At 60.0% G+C, this 15,445-nt stretch carries 14 protein-coding genes and 2 pseudogenes; 6 read left to right on the forward strand and 10 right to left on the reverse strand.

The genetic code is table 11. The features are described 5' to 3' along the window. Positions 1 to 56 precede the first annotated feature (56 nt). From FHT28_RS16760 to FHT28_RS36225, 3 genes are all read right to left on the reverse strand, one after another. Complete coding sequence (locus FHT28_RS16760; protein ID WP_113084874.1) at positions 57 to 2,123, reverse strand: pyridoxamine 5'-phosphate oxidase family protein; 2,067 nt, start codon at positions 2,121 to 2,123, stop codon at positions 57 to 59. Between the two features lie 59 nt (positions 2,124 to 2,182). Further along, positions 2,183 to 2,797, reverse strand: coding sequence for a glutathione S-transferase (locus FHT28_RS16765; RefSeq protein WP_037199415.1), 615 nt, complete (start codon positions 2,795 to 2,797; stop codon positions 2,183 to 2,185). 417 nt (positions 2,798 to 3,214) lie between these two features. Beyond that, the gene (locus FHT28_RS36225) at positions 3,215 to 3,568 is read right to left on the reverse strand and encodes a hypothetical protein (protein ID WP_246704879.1); all 354 of its coding nucleotides are present in this window, start codon (positions 3,566 to 3,568) and stop codon (positions 3,215 to 3,217) included. Between the two features lie 787 nt (positions 3,569 to 4,355). On the opposite strand from FHT28_RS36225, the gene FHT28_RS16775 reads away from it, so the two are divergent. After that, complete coding sequence (locus FHT28_RS16775; protein ID WP_246704873.1) at positions 4,356 to 4,976, forward strand: diguanylate cyclase; 621 nt, start codon at positions 4,356 to 4,358, stop codon at positions 4,974 to 4,976. Between the two features lie 250 nt (positions 4,977 to 5,226). Beyond that, positions 5,227 to 5,415, forward strand: a complete 189-nt coding sequence (locus FHT28_RS16780; RefSeq protein ID WP_168596795.1) for a hypothetical protein — start codon at positions 5,227 to 5,229, stop codon at positions 5,413 to 5,415. 277 nt (positions 5,416 to 5,692) lie between these two features. On the opposite strand, the gene FHT28_RS16785 is transcribed toward FHT28_RS16780, so the two are convergent. The 3 genes from FHT28_RS16785 to FHT28_RS16795 all read right to left on the reverse strand — a co-directional run bounded on the left by FHT28_RS16785 (position 5,693) and on the right by FHT28_RS16795 (position 10,133). Next, a complete protein-coding gene (locus FHT28_RS16785) occupies positions 5,693 to 6,661 on the reverse strand; it encodes an FAD-dependent monooxygenase (protein ID WP_168596796.1) in 969 nt (322 codons plus the stop codon). Position 6,662: 1 nt separating this feature from the next. After that, positions 6,663 to 8,657, reverse strand: a complete 1,995-nt coding sequence (locus tag FHT28_RS16790) for a LodA/GoxA family CTQ-dependent oxidase (RefSeq protein ID WP_168596797.1) — start codon at positions 8,655 to 8,657, stop codon at positions 6,663 to 6,665. Between the two features lie 702 nt (positions 8,658 to 9,359). Continuing rightward, complete coding sequence (locus FHT28_RS16795) at positions 9,360 to 10,133, reverse strand: SDR family oxidoreductase (RefSeq protein WP_047640744.1); 774 nt, start codon at positions 10,131 to 10,133, stop codon at positions 9,360 to 9,362. An 88-nt stretch (positions 10,134 to 10,221) separates the two neighbouring features. Here FHT28_RS16795 and FHT28_RS16800 point away from each other — a divergent pair, with 88 nt between their 5' ends. Then, positions 10,222 to 10,857: a TetR/AcrR family transcriptional regulator gene (locus FHT28_RS16800; protein WP_168596837.1), complete on the forward strand. Its 636-nt coding sequence runs from the start codon at positions 10,222 to 10,224 to the stop codon at positions 10,855 to 10,857. A gap of 434 nt (positions 10,858 to 11,291) precedes the next feature. Here FHT28_RS16800 and FHT28_RS16805 read toward each other — a convergent pair whose 3' ends face one another. Next, complete coding sequence (locus FHT28_RS16805; RefSeq protein WP_168596798.1) at positions 11,292 to 11,594, reverse strand: hypothetical protein; 303 nt, start codon at positions 11,592 to 11,594, stop codon at positions 11,292 to 11,294. A 119-nt stretch (positions 11,595 to 11,713) separates the two neighbouring features. Then, positions 11,714 to 12,598 (reverse strand): NAD(P)H-binding protein, encoded by an 885-nt coding sequence (locus FHT28_RS16810; protein ID WP_168596799.1) that lies wholly within the window; start codon positions 12,596 to 12,598, stop codon positions 11,714 to 11,716. A gap of 134 nt (positions 12,599 to 12,732) precedes the next feature. On the opposite strand from FHT28_RS16810, the gene FHT28_RS16815 reads away from it, so the two are divergent. Further along, positions 12,733 to 13,668, forward strand: coding sequence for an AraC family transcriptional regulator (locus tag FHT28_RS16815; protein ID WP_168596800.1), 936 nt, complete (start codon positions 12,733 to 12,735; stop codon positions 13,666 to 13,668). Beyond that, positions 13,665 to 13,804: pseudogene (locus tag FHT28_RS36230) on the forward strand (integrase); the annotation flags it as partial. The gene FHT28_RS16815 and the pseudogene FHT28_RS36230, both read left to right, overlap by 4 nt. On the opposite strand, the pseudogene FHT28_RS36235 reads toward FHT28_RS36230, so the two are convergent. Then, positions 13,802 to 13,924: pseudogene (locus FHT28_RS36235) on the reverse strand (3'-5' exonuclease); the annotation flags it as partial. The pseudogenes FHT28_RS36230 and FHT28_RS36235 overlap by 3 nt on opposite strands. A 312-nt stretch (positions 13,925 to 14,236) precedes the next feature. Between FHT28_RS36235 and FHT28_RS16825 the strand changes: the two are divergent. After that, positions 14,237 to 14,446 (forward strand): hypothetical protein, encoded by a 210-nt coding sequence (locus tag FHT28_RS16825; protein WP_245297610.1) that lies wholly within the window; start codon positions 14,237 to 14,239, stop codon positions 14,444 to 14,446. A 47-nt stretch (positions 14,447 to 14,493) separates the two neighbouring features. Here the strand turns inward: FHT28_RS16825 and FHT28_RS16830 are convergent, their stop codons facing one another. Continuing rightward, positions 14,494 to 14,976 (reverse strand): NUDIX hydrolase, encoded by a 483-nt coding sequence (locus FHT28_RS16830; RefSeq protein WP_047560402.1) that lies wholly within the window; start codon positions 14,974 to 14,976, stop codon positions 14,494 to 14,496. Between the last annotated feature and the right edge of the window lie 469 nt (positions 14,977 to 15,445).

The raw sequence follows: 15,445 nt of genomic DNA on the forward strand, positions 1-15,445 counted from the left end.
GGTGAACGTCGAAAAGGCGGAAGATACTCTTGCGTCAAGCGCATCAATGCGGCGTGTCAGAGTTCGAGCTGGATGCGGTTTTCTTCATCAGTCTCCTGCTGTGCCGGAACGGCGCAGCACAGCAGCACTTCGCCTTCGCTAATCGCTGCCGTCGGTTCCTTGACGTAGGTCACCGCGCCCTTGGTGAGCCTTGTGCGGCATGTTCCGCACGTGCCCTCCCGGCAGCTGAATTCCGGGTTCAGGCCGCGGGATTCCGCCAGCTCCAGCAGCGTGCCGGCTTCAGGCGTCCAGCGCGCTTCCTTCATCGATCCCATGAAGGCGACGGGCACTGGCCTGGTAGATGGTGGCCGGCGCGCGGGAACAGCCACTCCGGCGTCGAGGGTTCGTTTCAAGGAGGACGGGCCGAACGCCTCTGCGTGAATCCGGCCATCGGCGATATTGTAGCCTCGCAGCCCGTCATAGAGCGCCTGGGTGAACTGTGGTGGCCCGCAGACGTAGAAATCATAATCGTTGAACGGCAAGTGGCGGGACAGGAGCACCATGTCGATGTGCCCGATCGCATCGTAGTCAGCGAATTCTTCAGCACCGTTTGCGTCGCTCAAGACCCGGATCAGCTTGACGGCACCCTGCGCCGCATTGACAAGCTCGGCGAGTTCCCGGTCGAACGGGCGCTCCCGCCTAGACCGGGCCGCATGAAAAAGAATGACAGGCCTGATGCGCTGCTTGCGCAACCCCTCGTAAACGACGTGGCGCAGCATGGCGAGCATGGGTGTGATCCCGACGCCACCGGCGAGCAGTACGGCCGGGCGGGTCGCGCGGGCATCGATGGTGAAATCGCCGGCCGGCGCCCGCGCTTCGATCGTATCGCCGACGCGGATGATGTCGTGCAGATACTGGGACACCAGTCCCTCGCGCTTGACGCTGATGCGGTAGATGCCATCGGATGGAGCCGCAGACAGGGTATAGGTTCGGATAACCGGCTTGTCGGCGCCTGGAATTCCAAGACGGATCGGCAGATGCTGGCCAGCCACGTGCGGCAATAGCCCCGCCCCGTCGCCCGGCTGCAGATGAAACGAGCGGATCGAGGCGCTTTCGTCGACGATCTTCGTTACGGTCAGGATACGCCACTGGGTGGCAAGCTCCGCCGCACGCAGCCGGTCGGCGGCCTGCGCCCAGTCGCCGGTCATCAGCGAATTGGCCGACCATCCATTTTCCCTGAAGGTCCAGCGCAGCGCGAGTGCGTTGCGCCGGCGAACGATCCGGCGGGCCTTGAAGGTCCATAGTCGTTCAGCGCCCTGGAAGGCGGCGATCTCCGGCGAGTCGAGGATTACTTCGGCGTCGCCCGACATCTGCAGCATGTCGCCATTTGCATAATCGACGAAGAGAAGCCCGGCCTTGCCATTTAGCAGGATGTTGCCGAGCGTAGAAAAAAAGAGATTGCCATCGAAATCCGGAATTGTCAGTGTCCCATCCGCGGCAATGCGAACGAAGCCAGCCTTGCCACCCCGGTGGGACACATCGACCTGACGGCGATCTTCGCGATCGACATAGGACGCCACGAAAAACGCATCTGCCGCTGTAACCATCGACCGCGCTTCAGCATCCAGTGCCGGCAGGTGCTCGACCGAGCCTGCGTATGGCTGGCCTGGCTCACGCACGAATTCGAAGTCACGCAGCTGGATATAGCGTGGGCAGTTTCCAAAACTCTGGTCGACATCGACACAGACGCCCTCCGGTGAGCGGGAGACGATCCCGTTCATGCGGTTGCGACGCCGTGTGTGCATTTCCATGCCGAGCAAGCCGATCGGCTGTCCGTCCGAAACGCCTTCGCTTGCAGGATCGCTGGCATCGCTTCGGGCCGCGATCTCCAGAATGGTTGATGAAGGAGATGACATAAAGCCGGGGCGCCCTTCGAGGAAAGTTGTCCACGCATCGCCGCTTCCATCGACGCTGCCCAATACAATAAAGGGCAGCTGAGCATAGAAGTCGCGGTGTTGTTCCGGCATGAAATCACGGATAACGCGCTGACCGACAGCGGCCATACGCTCAGCGACGCCAACCTTCTCCTGAATGAAGGTCTCACCTTCGTGCCAGACCGGCAGTGTCTTCAACATATCGCCCATGTTCCGTCTCCCAGAAAAGAAGCACCGGGCGCGCGCCGTTGCACGCCCGGATCTCGCCTTCAAGCAGCCGCAAGGCCAACCGGCGTTTGAACGAAGGGGACGAAGCCCGGCAGGGCTTCGACACGGCGCAGATAAGCGTCGACCGCCGGATAGGCTGAAAGATCGACATTGCCTTCAGGCGCCCTGGCCACATAGCTGTAGATCGCCACATCCGCGATCGTCGGACCGGCACCAACCAGCCATTGGCGATCGGCCAGATGGCCTTCGAGCCTGCCGAGCAGCGTGTGGGCACGACCGATCACTTCTTCAGGATTGAACTTGGCGCCAAAGACGGTGATCAGCCGTGCGGCTGCCGGACCGTAAGCGACTTCGCCGGCGGAAACCGACAGCCAACGCTGGACGGCGGCAGAGCCCTGCGCGTCCTCTGGAAGCCAATCGGTGCGGGATGCCTTTTTGGCGAGATAGACCAGAATGGCATTGCTGTCCGAGATGACAACATCGCCGTCTACGAGCACCGGCACCTGGCCGAACGGGTTCAGCTTCAGGAATTCCGGCTTCTTGTGCGCGCCGGCCTTCAGATCGACCTCGACGAGTTCGTGCGGCAATCCAAGCAGCGAAACGAAGAGGCAAGCCCGGTGCGAATGTCCCGACAAGGGATGGTGATAAAGTTTCATGATACGCTCCTGCGAAATTGTTGGACGGGTTCACTCCCAATCCGCAACTCGAAGGTGCCTCAACCGGTCGCCGATGAGAACGGCCGCGTTTCACAGTTCATAATTACGGCTGACGCAATAATCACCGGCGACTGCGCGGCTGTCATTCGCGCAGAGTCGACGGGAGCCGTCGGGTCGGTGGTAAGCAGCACCGGGTCCGCATCCAAATGGGCGGCAACCGCCCTATCTCCACTGCCCATCCGAGCATCGTCATGCTGAAGCACGAAGACTGGCGCGGTCAGCAGAAGATCACGGATCTGCGCGACGACGAAACGAATGGACGCCGCCGCGTCTCCATTCCGTGCGGCAATGGCGGCGGGTTCCTGACGGAAGACCTGCGCCGGGTTGTCTCCCGCTCATGCCTGATCCGTCCCGGACTTACGCCTTGGTGGCGTTCTGTGCAACCTCGAAGACTTGGCGCGCGAACGTCGTACCCGCTACGTGCTCTGTCCCCTCGGCTCCGAGGTCCATCCATCCTGCATTCACGGCCTCAAACATTTCTTCGGCAGGTCCGGTGCGGCCCTTCGGGATACCGAATTGCTCGAACCCTTCCGCCCATCCAGCACGCGGAATTGCAAAGGCTTTCACGTCGAGTTTCAGGACTTCACCCAATTGCTCTGCGACTTCATCCGCGCTGACCATAGAACCAAGCTCGATGACGCGCTGTCCTGACCAGGCTGGCACGGTCAAAAGCGTTGCGACCTCCGCGCCGATGTCGGTCGTCGCGACCATGGTCGATTTCCGGTCTGTCGGATTGTAGTACACCGGTAGCGTTCCGCCCTGGGCGACGTGCAAGCCATAAAGGAAGTTTTCGAAAAATCCGCCAGCGCGCACAAAGGTGACCGGAGACGTCAAGTTGCGAAAGCCTTGCTCCAGAAGCGACAAGGCCGTGATCATCCCGAGTCCGCTGGTTCTGTTTGCACCCATCGACGAGAGCGCGACTGGGAGGCGTCACTCGGCATCCAGCGCAGTTGGTGGGATTAGAACCTTCGGCACCGCCTGCGAGTAACTAATCCTTTGAGTCGGCAGTCCTCTGCTAAACCAATGCCTCTAGACAATCCAGCATGTAAGTAAGCATCAACTAATGACCCCAGACACTGCAGCGAAAGCAGTTGCTTGTTGTGCCTATCTGCATCGTGGCCCCCATGCCGATTTACACGCTGCAGATGGAACACACCCAGGACCATGGATCGAGATGAAGCGCTGGGATTCTGTCGCAAACCGGGCACCAAGCTCAAACAACGGTTCCGGATATTCGTTCGAAAACAGTTAATTCGTGAAAACAACTGTGCAAAGCAACAAATTTTACGAGATTTCTTAAGCCGATTTTTTTGGGCGCCTGTTTAGCTGACACAGCACTAAGAACGGGTATAACTCCGATATGATTCTACAACAGCGACATCCCTCCGCCACCATTTTCAAAGCCCTGCGGAGGGCCACCTTCGGCGCGCTATTCGCCGTAGTCGGTTCTGTTGGTCTTTTACTTATATTAAACCTATTGATGCCGGATCGACCATTTTTGGTCGGATTTGTCGGTGCAGCACTTGTTGCCGCATTTGTGTCCTTTCCGCTGCTTTTTGCCTTGCAGCTCAACAACGGCGTCGTCCGCAAGATGCAGGAAAACGTCACCCAGGCGGCGCGCTACGACAGCGTGACGAAGACCCTGAACGGCACCGCCTTTGCCGCGGCTGTCGAGCACTTTATCGATCGGCGCAAGCATGCCGCCACCGATGCCGGCGGCATCGTCATCGCAGTCATCGTCGATACGCTCGACGATATCGGCCGCCGCTACGGGCCGCAATGGGCCGACACCGTGATGCAATCGCTTGCCTCGATCATCCAGTCCTCGGTTCGTCGTGGCGATCTCGTGGCGCGGCTTGCCACCAACGAACTCAACATCTTCCTACCTGGCGCCAAGGTCGAGGACGCCCGCGACATCGGCACCCGCATCCGCACGGGCGTCTCCGCCGCCGCCTTCAGCGCCGACGGCGCGCCGCTATCCGTCGCCATCCGCCTCGGCGGCACCTCCTTCGACGGCCCGGCCGACTTCAACCAACTCCGCCAGCTCGCCGACCAGATGGCCTTCGAGCGCGGCGACGAGAGCGACGACATCCCGATCAGCGCGCTGCCGGCCGCATGAGGCTGGCGGTCCCACCGACGCGGCAGCGGCGGCCTAGGCCCAAACGGCGAGACCCGTCTTTGATGCGGCGTCAAAGCCAGCTAGGATCTCGGTTGGCCTTCTGGATCCGCCGAGGCCGATCAGGCCTCGAGGATTGAGATGTCGGTGTGGGGTCTCGTTAAACAGCCTTCATGACGGAAACCTCGCTTTCAACGCCCGCCGTCACATATTTCCACATCGCGACGATGGCCGTTTCCTAAGGCGCCTCTGGTTGCGCCTTACGCCGATCGAGATTGTCGCGCGTGCGATTTGGCTCTATTTCCGCTTCAATGTCAGCCTGCGCGAAGTCGAAGAATCAATGCTCGCTCCCGGGCACGGTCGAGCAGTGGGAAAAGATCTGAGCCAGATGCATTGGCATAGCGAAGAACACGGGCGGCACCTCTACGCCCGCGAGGAATAAAGTTGTGCCATGAATCTTTTGCACACCCAATTGGCGATGCCATCGCCTTTGGCTGTCATCTGCCTGACACTTTTAGGCGCAATACGCACGTCCAGCCGAACGTTCGGAAGTACCGCCGACCTCGTCATGCCTTGGTACGATACCTGACTGATGCTGGCATCGGGTGCCGAGAAGTCCACCAACCGGAGCAGCGCTTGTGCCGACGGCACAATCGTCCTGGACCCATGACACTCATTCGTCACCTAATCCTATGTCTCGAACGGAAAGAGCGCGGCCTTCATACGGTCGCTTCTCTGTCGCGACGCATATAAGCATAGACAACGCGGCGCTCGATCTCCGTCCTCGCGGCCGTTTCGCGGCAAGCGACGTCGTAAGCATAGGCCGCACTTTCCAAGACCGTGCCACCCTGGACGATCATGCCGGCGGCGGCGAGCGCGCTACTCGTCGCGTGTGCCAAGCCTTGGCAGCAGATAGGGTCGAACGCGCAAGCTGCATCGCCAATTGCAATCCATCGGTGGCCTGCCGTCGGCGTGAGCCACCGGGCGGACGCATCGACCATGTCCACTCTGACTTGGCCGCGCAGCGGCGCGGCAATGCGCCAAGCGTCGCGGCGGCCCTGTGGCCCTGTCATCGTGTAGCGCCAGCCCTCGGTGTCCCCCATGAAGTGCAGCCAAGGATCAGGGGCTTCATCATGGATGAATCGCTCGGCGAGTAGGCGCTCCAAAGTTGTGACCTTGGCGCCAAGCCGGCGGGCGGCGGATGCAGCTCGGCCGCTGGCATCGATTATCGTCTGCGCACCGACACGCGTGGGCCTATCTGTCGCCGCAATCCGCAGCGTAAAGAGGTCGTCGCAATCATCCTCGATTGCCACAAGGCGGCCGCGCAGATGACATGCGCCTGATGCGATGGCAGCCGTTCTGATTGCAGCGTCGAAGCTATGTCGGTGGACCGCAAAGCCGTGCCCGCCCGGCTGCGAAATGAAGTCGTGCCGGTCTTCAACAGCACCTTGGCGAATGATACCCAGGCACGGCACCGCGATGATCGGATCGTCGAGCACAGATCCGAGGCCGCAGGCGCGGAAGGCCATGGAAGCACGAGGCGGCAGCATCTCCACGCGGTCTGGCGAAGGCCGGTCGTCGTCGAGCATAAGGACAGCTTTGCCTTTGGCCGCGAGGAGGTAGGCGGCCATCGCCCCCGCAGGTCCGGCACCGATCACTGCGATGAGCCCTCGTTCGGCTTTCATCATCTCAGATTTCGCCCTGACGGTAGCGGCGGCGCGGCCGTCCGGGAGGCGGCGCCACCGCGCGAGCGCCACTCAGAGTCGCGCTGAGCAACTCTTTGATCTGCGGCGGATCGCCTTCGAGCTTCGCCATAAGCGCTGGCTTCACGTCACCACGCACGAAATGCTCCGAACGACCCTGCTCAACCCGAACGGGATCGGGAAGGCCATCGATCGTTTCGCCGAACGGGAGCACCATGCCGAGATCGTGCCACTCACGTACCATAAGCGCGATGCGCTGGTAATAGCCCGAACCGCGAACGTCGCGGAGCCAATCCGAGCGGCTGGCAAAATATTTCGCTGCCTGGGTTTGATGGCCGCGCGCGACATTGGCTGTGACGCGCACGGCGCTCTCGTGCGACAGCACCTGATCAGGCACTCGAGCACCCCAGAAGGTCGGCATTGACAGAAAATAGCCCGGATTATAGTCGGCCGACGAGTTACAGGACGCGCCGTCAGATTGCCATGGCACGCCCATGAAGCGCGTCAGCGCGCCGGCCGAGACGCCATCATATGGTCCGCCAATTGCCAAACAGGCGGCCGGCGAGAGCATGTCGCCCCAGTCCTGTCGCGCCGGCGCGTCCGACGGGTTGACATTGAGCCGATAAGGCATCTTCCAGACATACGGGATCCGCATCGTCCATGTGAGTTCGATGCCGGGATGGAACGGCCCTCCAAGGCAATCGTGAAGAGCGGCACGCTCTAGCTGCTCAAGCTGCTCGGCGGCGCTCAGCGATGCGAAGTCGGCAGGTGGGGTCGGACCTGTCCAGTCGTCCGCAAAATCGCCGGAAGCCCAGCGCTCGAGATGCTCGAACTGCGTGCGCGTGACCGCGAGGCACGCCGGATCGACAACCTCGCCTTCTGCGTCCCCATAAATCTGCGGTAACAATCCCGGGTCTGGCGCCAGCAGGTCCTGCTCGCGTCGAAACAGCGCGAAGATGGCGGAGCGCCAATCCGAGCCCTGCGGCGAGGCATCGCGCAGCTTCTTAAGTACTTCGGTCGCGTCAACATCGAGCGGCCCGCTATGGCCGTGGATCATGTAGAGGCCCTGATTGACCCATTGAAGGTCACTGAGGCGTTTGAAAATCGGCCAGATGTCATTGCTGAACGAGGTTGCGGCGGGCCGCGTCAGCCAGCCTTGCGCGATGTACGTCTCGCGCACCGCGTCATCCATCGTAACAACACCGAACACGCCGGGCGCGAAGTTGGGCGGCGTTACGGCAACATAGCCCGGCTCCGCATCGATCGTCGTACCGTCGGCAAAGCGGACTGCGGCACGCACTGGGCCGTCCGCAATGTCGTCGTACCAGTCGTCGTTGTTCGCGAAGGTGGTGAGCGCGGTGTTGGGTGGATAGCAAGCCGAGACCCCGCGGCCACCAAGGACGAGGAGGCGCCCTTCGGCATCGGTGCGCAGCTCACCTAAATAGACAGGCTGGTTCCTGAAGGTGCCATCGGCGAACTGGAATTGCGGTCCCTTGAGCGATGCGCCCGAAATGGCTTTCGACCGCGGGCGAATGTCAAGGCTCGAGCGGTCGCCGCTCGCACCGGTCACGTTAGGATTGCGGCGCGGCGCGTCCTTGGCAATGCCGGCAGGCAGGTCCATCGCCTGCAGGAACTGATACCAGCCGGCCTTCAAATTGGCGAGCGTGACCCGCCATTCGATCTGGACGCCAGCAGCCAGCGTGACTTCGGTAACCGTGCCGTCGTCGAGCGTCGCATAAACCCGGAACCGTGCAGCGTGTCTCCGGATCGAGGAATCAGGCCCGCGAAAGTCGTCGACCGTTTCGGCGCGTGCGCCGTCCAGCCGTGTCGGCATTCCGCCGATCGCTTCCGTTGAGATGAGATAGTCGTCGGCGAATACATCCTGCGCGGTGCAATTGCCGACGCGTGCGAGGCCGAGCGGCGGGTAGACGCGTAGCGCAGTGATACGCTTGGGATCGAAGGGGCTGATCGTGCCGGTCATGGGGCTCCTTGCGCGCGTGGGGTATGAGGCTCCGCCTCCGGCATGCCGTTGACGGCATGACGCAGCGCGGCGGAAGTGGGGTAGATCACCCGACGAGATCGGTGGTCTGGGTAGCTTTCCAATTGCGACTTGCGTAGCTCATAATATGTCTTCCCGTTAGTCGAGTTTGAAGTAACTCTATAAAACGTCAAGTAGAATGTACGAGCTAGGAACGCGCGACAGACGTGCGCAACTTGCCTCAACTGTTGAGAACAACGTCAGGTGCGGGACCTGATGTTGTTCTCAACAGCCGCGGCGGCGACCGCATTGCGGCAAAGGATGCAACGTTTGACAATCCGACGAAATATTTTGCCGGCTATCTTGGTAGATCCGGTCTGAGCGCAGGTTTCGCGCTCTGAAGCTTCCACGCACCAACTCGGCTCTCTCCCTCCGTCGTTAGGAATAGGCAAAAATAGGCGCAGACAGTCGGTTAGAATCTAATTAGCCTTTGCGACCGACAACTACAAAGACCGTCGGTTCGATGCGAAGCAGCGCCTGGTCGTCTTAGAATAGCGATGAGTTATTGACGTTAGGCATGCGAGCAGGCTCTGATGGAGTGGACGAAGCCAAGACCGCGCTCAGCGAGCGCGGTCAATTTCGTCAAGAATACGCCCTATGCCGCTTGGTTTGATCGGCCGGAAACATGGCGGAACCTCGGATAGATCAGATCCGGGCACCACCTGTTGCATCGATCATCTGGCCGGTCGTCCAGCGCGCATCGTTCGACGCAAGGAAAGCGATGACGTCTGCGACGTCCTCCGCCCGGCCGACCCGAGAGAAGACCGAGAGTGCTTCGGCGCCGGCGCGCGCGTCCGGCGATGCCAGCCACTCTGCGTTCATATCCGTCTCCGTCACACCCGGCAGCACGGCATTGACCGTAATCCCCCGAGCCGCAAATTCTGGTGCCAGCGCCAGTGTCAGTGTCTCCAGCGCCCCCTTCGAGGCTGCATAGGCCGGATGCGTCGGGGCCGCGATCCGCGTGAACCCTGTCGAGACATTGATGATGCGGCCATTGTCGCGAATGTGGTCGGCGACTGCCTGGATCAGGAAGAACGGCGCCTTGTAGTTGATCGTCATCACCTCATCGAACGCGGCTTCGCTCGTCTGCTTCAAGGGTATCGCGGGTGCAATGCCGGCATTGTTCACCAGAATGTCGAGAGCGGGCGAACCCGTCTCGGTGCGCACGGCTTCGCTGAATTGCGCCCAGAGGCTGTCAGCGGCGTCCTTGCCGTGTCTGAGATCGGCCTTCACGGCCACAGCCTTGACGCCGAGCCTTTCGATGTCGCGGACAGTGGCATTGGCCGCATCCGAATTGGCGGTGTAATGCACGCCGATCAGCGCGGCACCTTCTTTCGCGAAAGCAAGGGCTGCGGCTCGGCCGATACCGCGCGAGCTTCCGGTGATTAGGGCTATCTTGTCTGCGAGTCTTTTGGACATGGTTCACTCCGTTGCTAAATTAAATAGTGACCGCTGTAATAAGGAGGAAAGAAAGTCTGTCAACAATTTAATAGGGATCACTATTTTAATGGATAAGCCAATCCGCAAACGAGGCAGACCACGCATGCTCGATCGCGACGTCGGGCTCGACATCGCGGCACGCCTGTTCTGGGAACGCGGCTATGAAGGAACCTCGACCGCCGACCTAACGAAGGCCATGGGGATCAATCCGCCGACGCTCTATTCGACTTTCGGCTCCAAGGAAGAATTGTACCGTCAGGCGCTCGACTTCAGTATAGCCCGTGAAAACAGTCGCCGATCGGAAATACTGCAATCCAATCTTCCGGTTTACGAAGCCCTGAGCCTCTACCTCTACGATATTGCCGATGGCGATACCCAGCCGGACAAGCCGCGGGGATGCATGGTCTCGACGGCGGTCCTCCAGCATGCGGAAGAAAATGCATCGGTCGCCCGGACGACGGCGGCGCTGCGCGAGGCGTCGATGCAAGTTCTCAAGAGCCGCTTCGATCGCGCAATCACCGAAGGCGAATTGCCGGCGGAAACCGATACCGACACGCTCGCGCGCTTCTACGGCGCTATCATCCAAGGCATGTCCGCCCAAGCCTGCGACGGCGCCTGCAATGCTCTGCTGAAGCGCCTGATCGACATCGCACTCACGGCCTGGCCCGGAATGCGTCAGACCCCAACCGGAAATTCGGATTGAAGACAAGCCAACCACTCATTCTGACCGCAAGGATCGCAGAACTCGATATTGAGCAATTCGATCGCGTCCGGCGGGTATAGGACAAGGGAAACTTTTGCGCGTCCTGCCCAAATGGCTTTCTTGAAGGGTTGGTTCACTTCGTCTTCACTACCTTCGCGGCCTGCAGCCGGCAATCGCCAACTTCATCAGCGGTCCGGCCACCCGGGTCCCGAGCGATGCGCTGAGATAATGACTGTGAGGCTTTCGAAAGGGTCCGAACCTGCGGCCCACTAGGAGCGTCTCGTTCGCGAGGTCGGCCCCCTTCTTGCGCGCCGGTCCGTTTCGCCTTGCGAGGATGACGTCCTCAACAAGAGCTGCACGCGCTAGCGTTTTGATCTGACCGGTACTGAACAATCACATCGGGTTGACGCCATACGGAAAGAGATGCGCCTTCCCTAGCGCCGCGTGACCCCAAACCGCCAACCCAGGTGTTTGCCCTCTTCGGAAAAAACTTGCACCCAACCAATCGTCCAAAGTCCACCGAGTTTGGTCCAGAAGTACACCGCGCATCGATTGAGTTGCCAGGTTCGATGGATCAAGCCGAAGGCGCTCATTTCAACCATGACCACCTGCACAAGGGTTTCGGCGGCCTCGTCCAGATCAATTTTCAGATGCTCGCGGGTATAGTGCCATTTCGCATTCAGGCGACGACGAAACTGCGAGGCCACATCTCGCATGAGCTGACGACGGTCGATCACTCTGCCGTTGATCTGATGATACGCCAATGCAGGCGAGAACAGCGCAGGGCAAGCGGGTGGATCGCCAAGCTTGTGCGAGCGTTTGCCACTGTTTCATCAGTCGCCATCGCTCGCCTTTGCTAAGCCACAAGCGCTGGCTTGAGGACCTCTTCGCTCCATCGGCGAAAACTGGTCGGCGTGTCGGAGGAGGAAGACAGCGTGCGCTTCACCAGATGATCCATACCCTCATTCTTCGCCGTCATCATGTTTACCATGGCCCTCGCCATGCCTTCCGAAGCGCCCCTCTTGATCATCATCGCTTTCAGATCGTCCATCGCCATAAGGTGATACTGCACAGGCTTTCCGATCACATCCGAAATGATCGCCATCATTTCGTCAAAAGAAATGTCCTCCGGACCGAGCATCGGAATGCTCTCAACGCCGGTCCAAGACCGGCTAAGCAGCAGGCGTGCCGCCAAGGCGGCAACATCGCGGGTGGCGCATGCCGGCTCCTTGCGATCGGCGGTTGTCGGCCAGTAGAAGGCGCCGTGATCCCTGATCAGCGCAGCCTGCCGCAGAAAATTCTCCATAAGGCTGGCGCAGGCCAGGGCTCGATAGCTCACGCCGGTGCTTGCTATCAGATCGTCCATCTTTAAAGTTGCCGTCACGTGGCCAGCGTCTTTAGGCCATCCGCGCCCAAGCGCGGAGATGCCGACCACCTGCTTCACACCACTTGTTTTGAGCGCCTCGCACGCGGGCCGAGAGAAGTCCAGATAGGCCGCCTCGGCACTTGGCGCACGCGGGTCGGCCGGGACGAGCCAGAACACACGGTCGGCGCCAGCGAAAGCCTTTTTAACGACGGCGGCGTCGCTGTGCGAACCTTCAACCACCTCGACCCGGTTCAGCACCTGTGAAGACAGTTTGGAAGGATCTCGCGCAATCACGCGAATACGCTCTGCGCTATCGAGAATGTTTGCGAGGACCTGGCTGCCGATATTGCCCGTGGGCGCGGTAATGACAATCATCTGTATCTCCTGGTGCTTCCAAAACGCGTTCCTGCTTGGGTCTCTCCCCGCAAGGTGTCTGGAGATGCCCCATAGACGATGAACGATCCATGCTCTAAAGTCCGTGTTTTCGTCGCGATCGTTCAAAAGCCCGAATGGACCCGCTTTCCGATATTCTCGCCCTGCTGAAACCACTCAGTTACGTCTCTGCCGGCTTTGAGGCAGGTGGTGACTGGTCGGTCCAGTTTCCGAGCTACGAGGGCATCAAGTGCAACGCCGTGATTTCCGGCCAATGCTGGTTGGCGATGGAAGGCGTATCCGACCCCGTGCGTCTTGAGACGGGTGACTGTTTTCTTCTGACAAAGGGCCGGCCATTTCGGCTTGCAAGCGATCTGAGCGTGCCGCCGGTCGACGCCACTCTTGTCTTTCAGCCGGCAAAGCGTGGCGGCATTGCCCGGTGCAATGGCGGAGGTGAGTTCTTTCTTGCCGGCAGCCGCTTCACGTTGATCGGCCATCACGCGGATATTCTGCTTGGCCTGCTTCCGCCGATTGTCCATATTCGGAACGAGGGGGATCAGGCATCACTGCGCTGGCTTCTCGAGCGCATGCGCCAGGAGTTGCGGGATACGCAGCCCGGCAGCAGTCTGGTGGCGGAACATCTTGCGCACCTCATGCTGGTCCAGGCATTGCGGCTGTACCTGGGTGAAGCCGTCGAAGGCCGTGTCGGATGGCTCTTCGCACTGGCCGACAAGCAGATGGGCAAAGCGATCAACCACATCCATGCCGATCCGGCGCGCCGATGGACATTGCAGGAACTGGCCCGGAAAGTGGGCATGTCGAGAACGACGTTCGCTCTCAGATTCAAGGAAACAGTCGGGCTTACGCCCATGGACTACCTGACGCGCTGGCGCATGCTGCTCGCCAGCGAGCGGCTGGCACGCTCATCAGAGAGTATCTCCGCCATTGCTTCTGCACTCGGATACGAATCCGAGAGCGCCTTCGGCGCGGCTTTTAAACGGGTGATGGGCCTCTCACCCCGGCACTTCAGCCGCCACCGCAGAGAAGAGGCCGCAGATCATTCCTTACCCTGACCTCGGATCTTGCCTATCTCGAAGCCTTGGGGGATGACGGCCGCCGGAAATTCACTCCCCCTGGCCTGCGGCCGAGGCATTGCTGCTCAAATTCGTGGCGCATCACCTTTGGGTTCCGGAGAAACGTGCAGCCGATCTCGATCCACCGGGATTTGGGACGGCCGTCGCTGCCGTCGGACCAGCGATAGCCTCGCGCCTTCAGGTGGTCCTTCATGTCGAAGGGGCTGTTCTCGGCAAAGATTGTGATCCGGCTCTGAACCATGACCCCGTTGAGATTCCCTGCAACAGTTTGAAATTGGAAATCCGAACATCAACGGGGTCATGGGCGACGCCGCTATGATCGCCACTTTCTCCAAAGATATGATATATTTCAACGACGTAAGCGTCATACCGACGGGGTCATCCTTGGATGCTATTTCACAGCGCTTGGCGAAGATCTCCGATACGAATCGAGCCGGATTGCAAGGATGTGGTAGGCCAGGCGCCCTTTAGCTGTTTGTGATATTCGATTGCCAAAGCCGGCAAATCAGTTCACCTTTTCGGCATGCGCGATATCGTACGACCCTTCGTGACTGACGACGATCCTGACAGGCACATACGATGCCAGGATGCGCTGCAAGCAGCTTTTCAGGATCTGGTGAGCGCGGCGATCTCCGTCGGCTGGTCGGAACGCGAGGTGTTGCTGGCGATCGGTGACCTGGTGGATCATCAGGTCCTCTCGCTCGAAGCCAACGACCGCACCGACGTCCTGGTCGCGTTGTTGAAACGAATGACCTAGCCTGCCTTCCAACTCATGCGACAAGCACGCCTCCATATCGGCATCGCCTATGCCAAGCCACCAGCTTCTAGCGTGATCAACAGGCCCTTCAATTCTGGCTCATTGACCCGTCGCGCGGCCTCCAACGGGGACATCCATTCAAGAGTACGCTCTTTGTGTTCGGGGAATTTTTCGCAGACCTTGTCGACAGACAGCAGGTGAACTTCCACCATGGCGGGCGTCTTGCTACCATCAGGCAAGGTCTTTAGATATGTATAGTAGCCGGCGGCCTTCTTCCTCGCCCTGCCCTTCACACCTGCTTCTTCCCACGCTTCACGTTCGGCCACTTCATGCGGCTTCAGTCCCTTGATCGGCCAACCCTTTGGGATAGTCCAACGGCGCGTCTCGCGGGTTGTCACGAGCAAGATTTCAAGAACACCTTGGTTGTCGGTGCGAAAGCAAAGGGCACCGAATTGATCGAACACTTCCCCGCGAAGCAGCGCCTCCGCATGTTCAGCTAGCTTTGATAGATGGGTTTCGACTTTGCCCATGAGAACATCCTATTAGAAAACCAGTATGTAGGTCATGCTGAGTCTGGACAAGAGCCTATTGATGACGCTGGTATTTCAATCCAACGCGTATTCTCCTTGCGCTTGATCCCCAGCGCCCCGAAGGCGTAGCCTCCGAGCAACATCGATGTTGCCTGATCATGATCTACCTAGGATTGATTGGCTTTGGGCAAGGAGAGTGCAGGGTGGCGTCGCCTTAACCGATCGCGGCGGACCGGAGTGTAGTCGATCTCTGAATGAAAGCCGAACCGGGGCACTTCTCAAGCCGCGTTCAGGTAAGGCGAAGCCACCTTCGGCCGAACAGGCCTCTTTAAAGCCTTGGGTTTCCCCGCATGAACTCCGCGGACAGCTTTCGTGCTGTGATGCTCGACTATATCACCAACTCGCCTATCGCCGGATCGAGCAGCATCTGGGGCGGAAGGCCCGACCCGGCGATAGAGCCGGTGGGCAG

The sequence above is a fragment of the Rhizobium sp. SG570 genome (assembly GCF_012275345.1).
Lineage (GTDB): Bacteria > Pseudomonadota > Alphaproteobacteria > Rhizobiales > Rhizobiaceae > Rhizobium > Rhizobium lusitanum.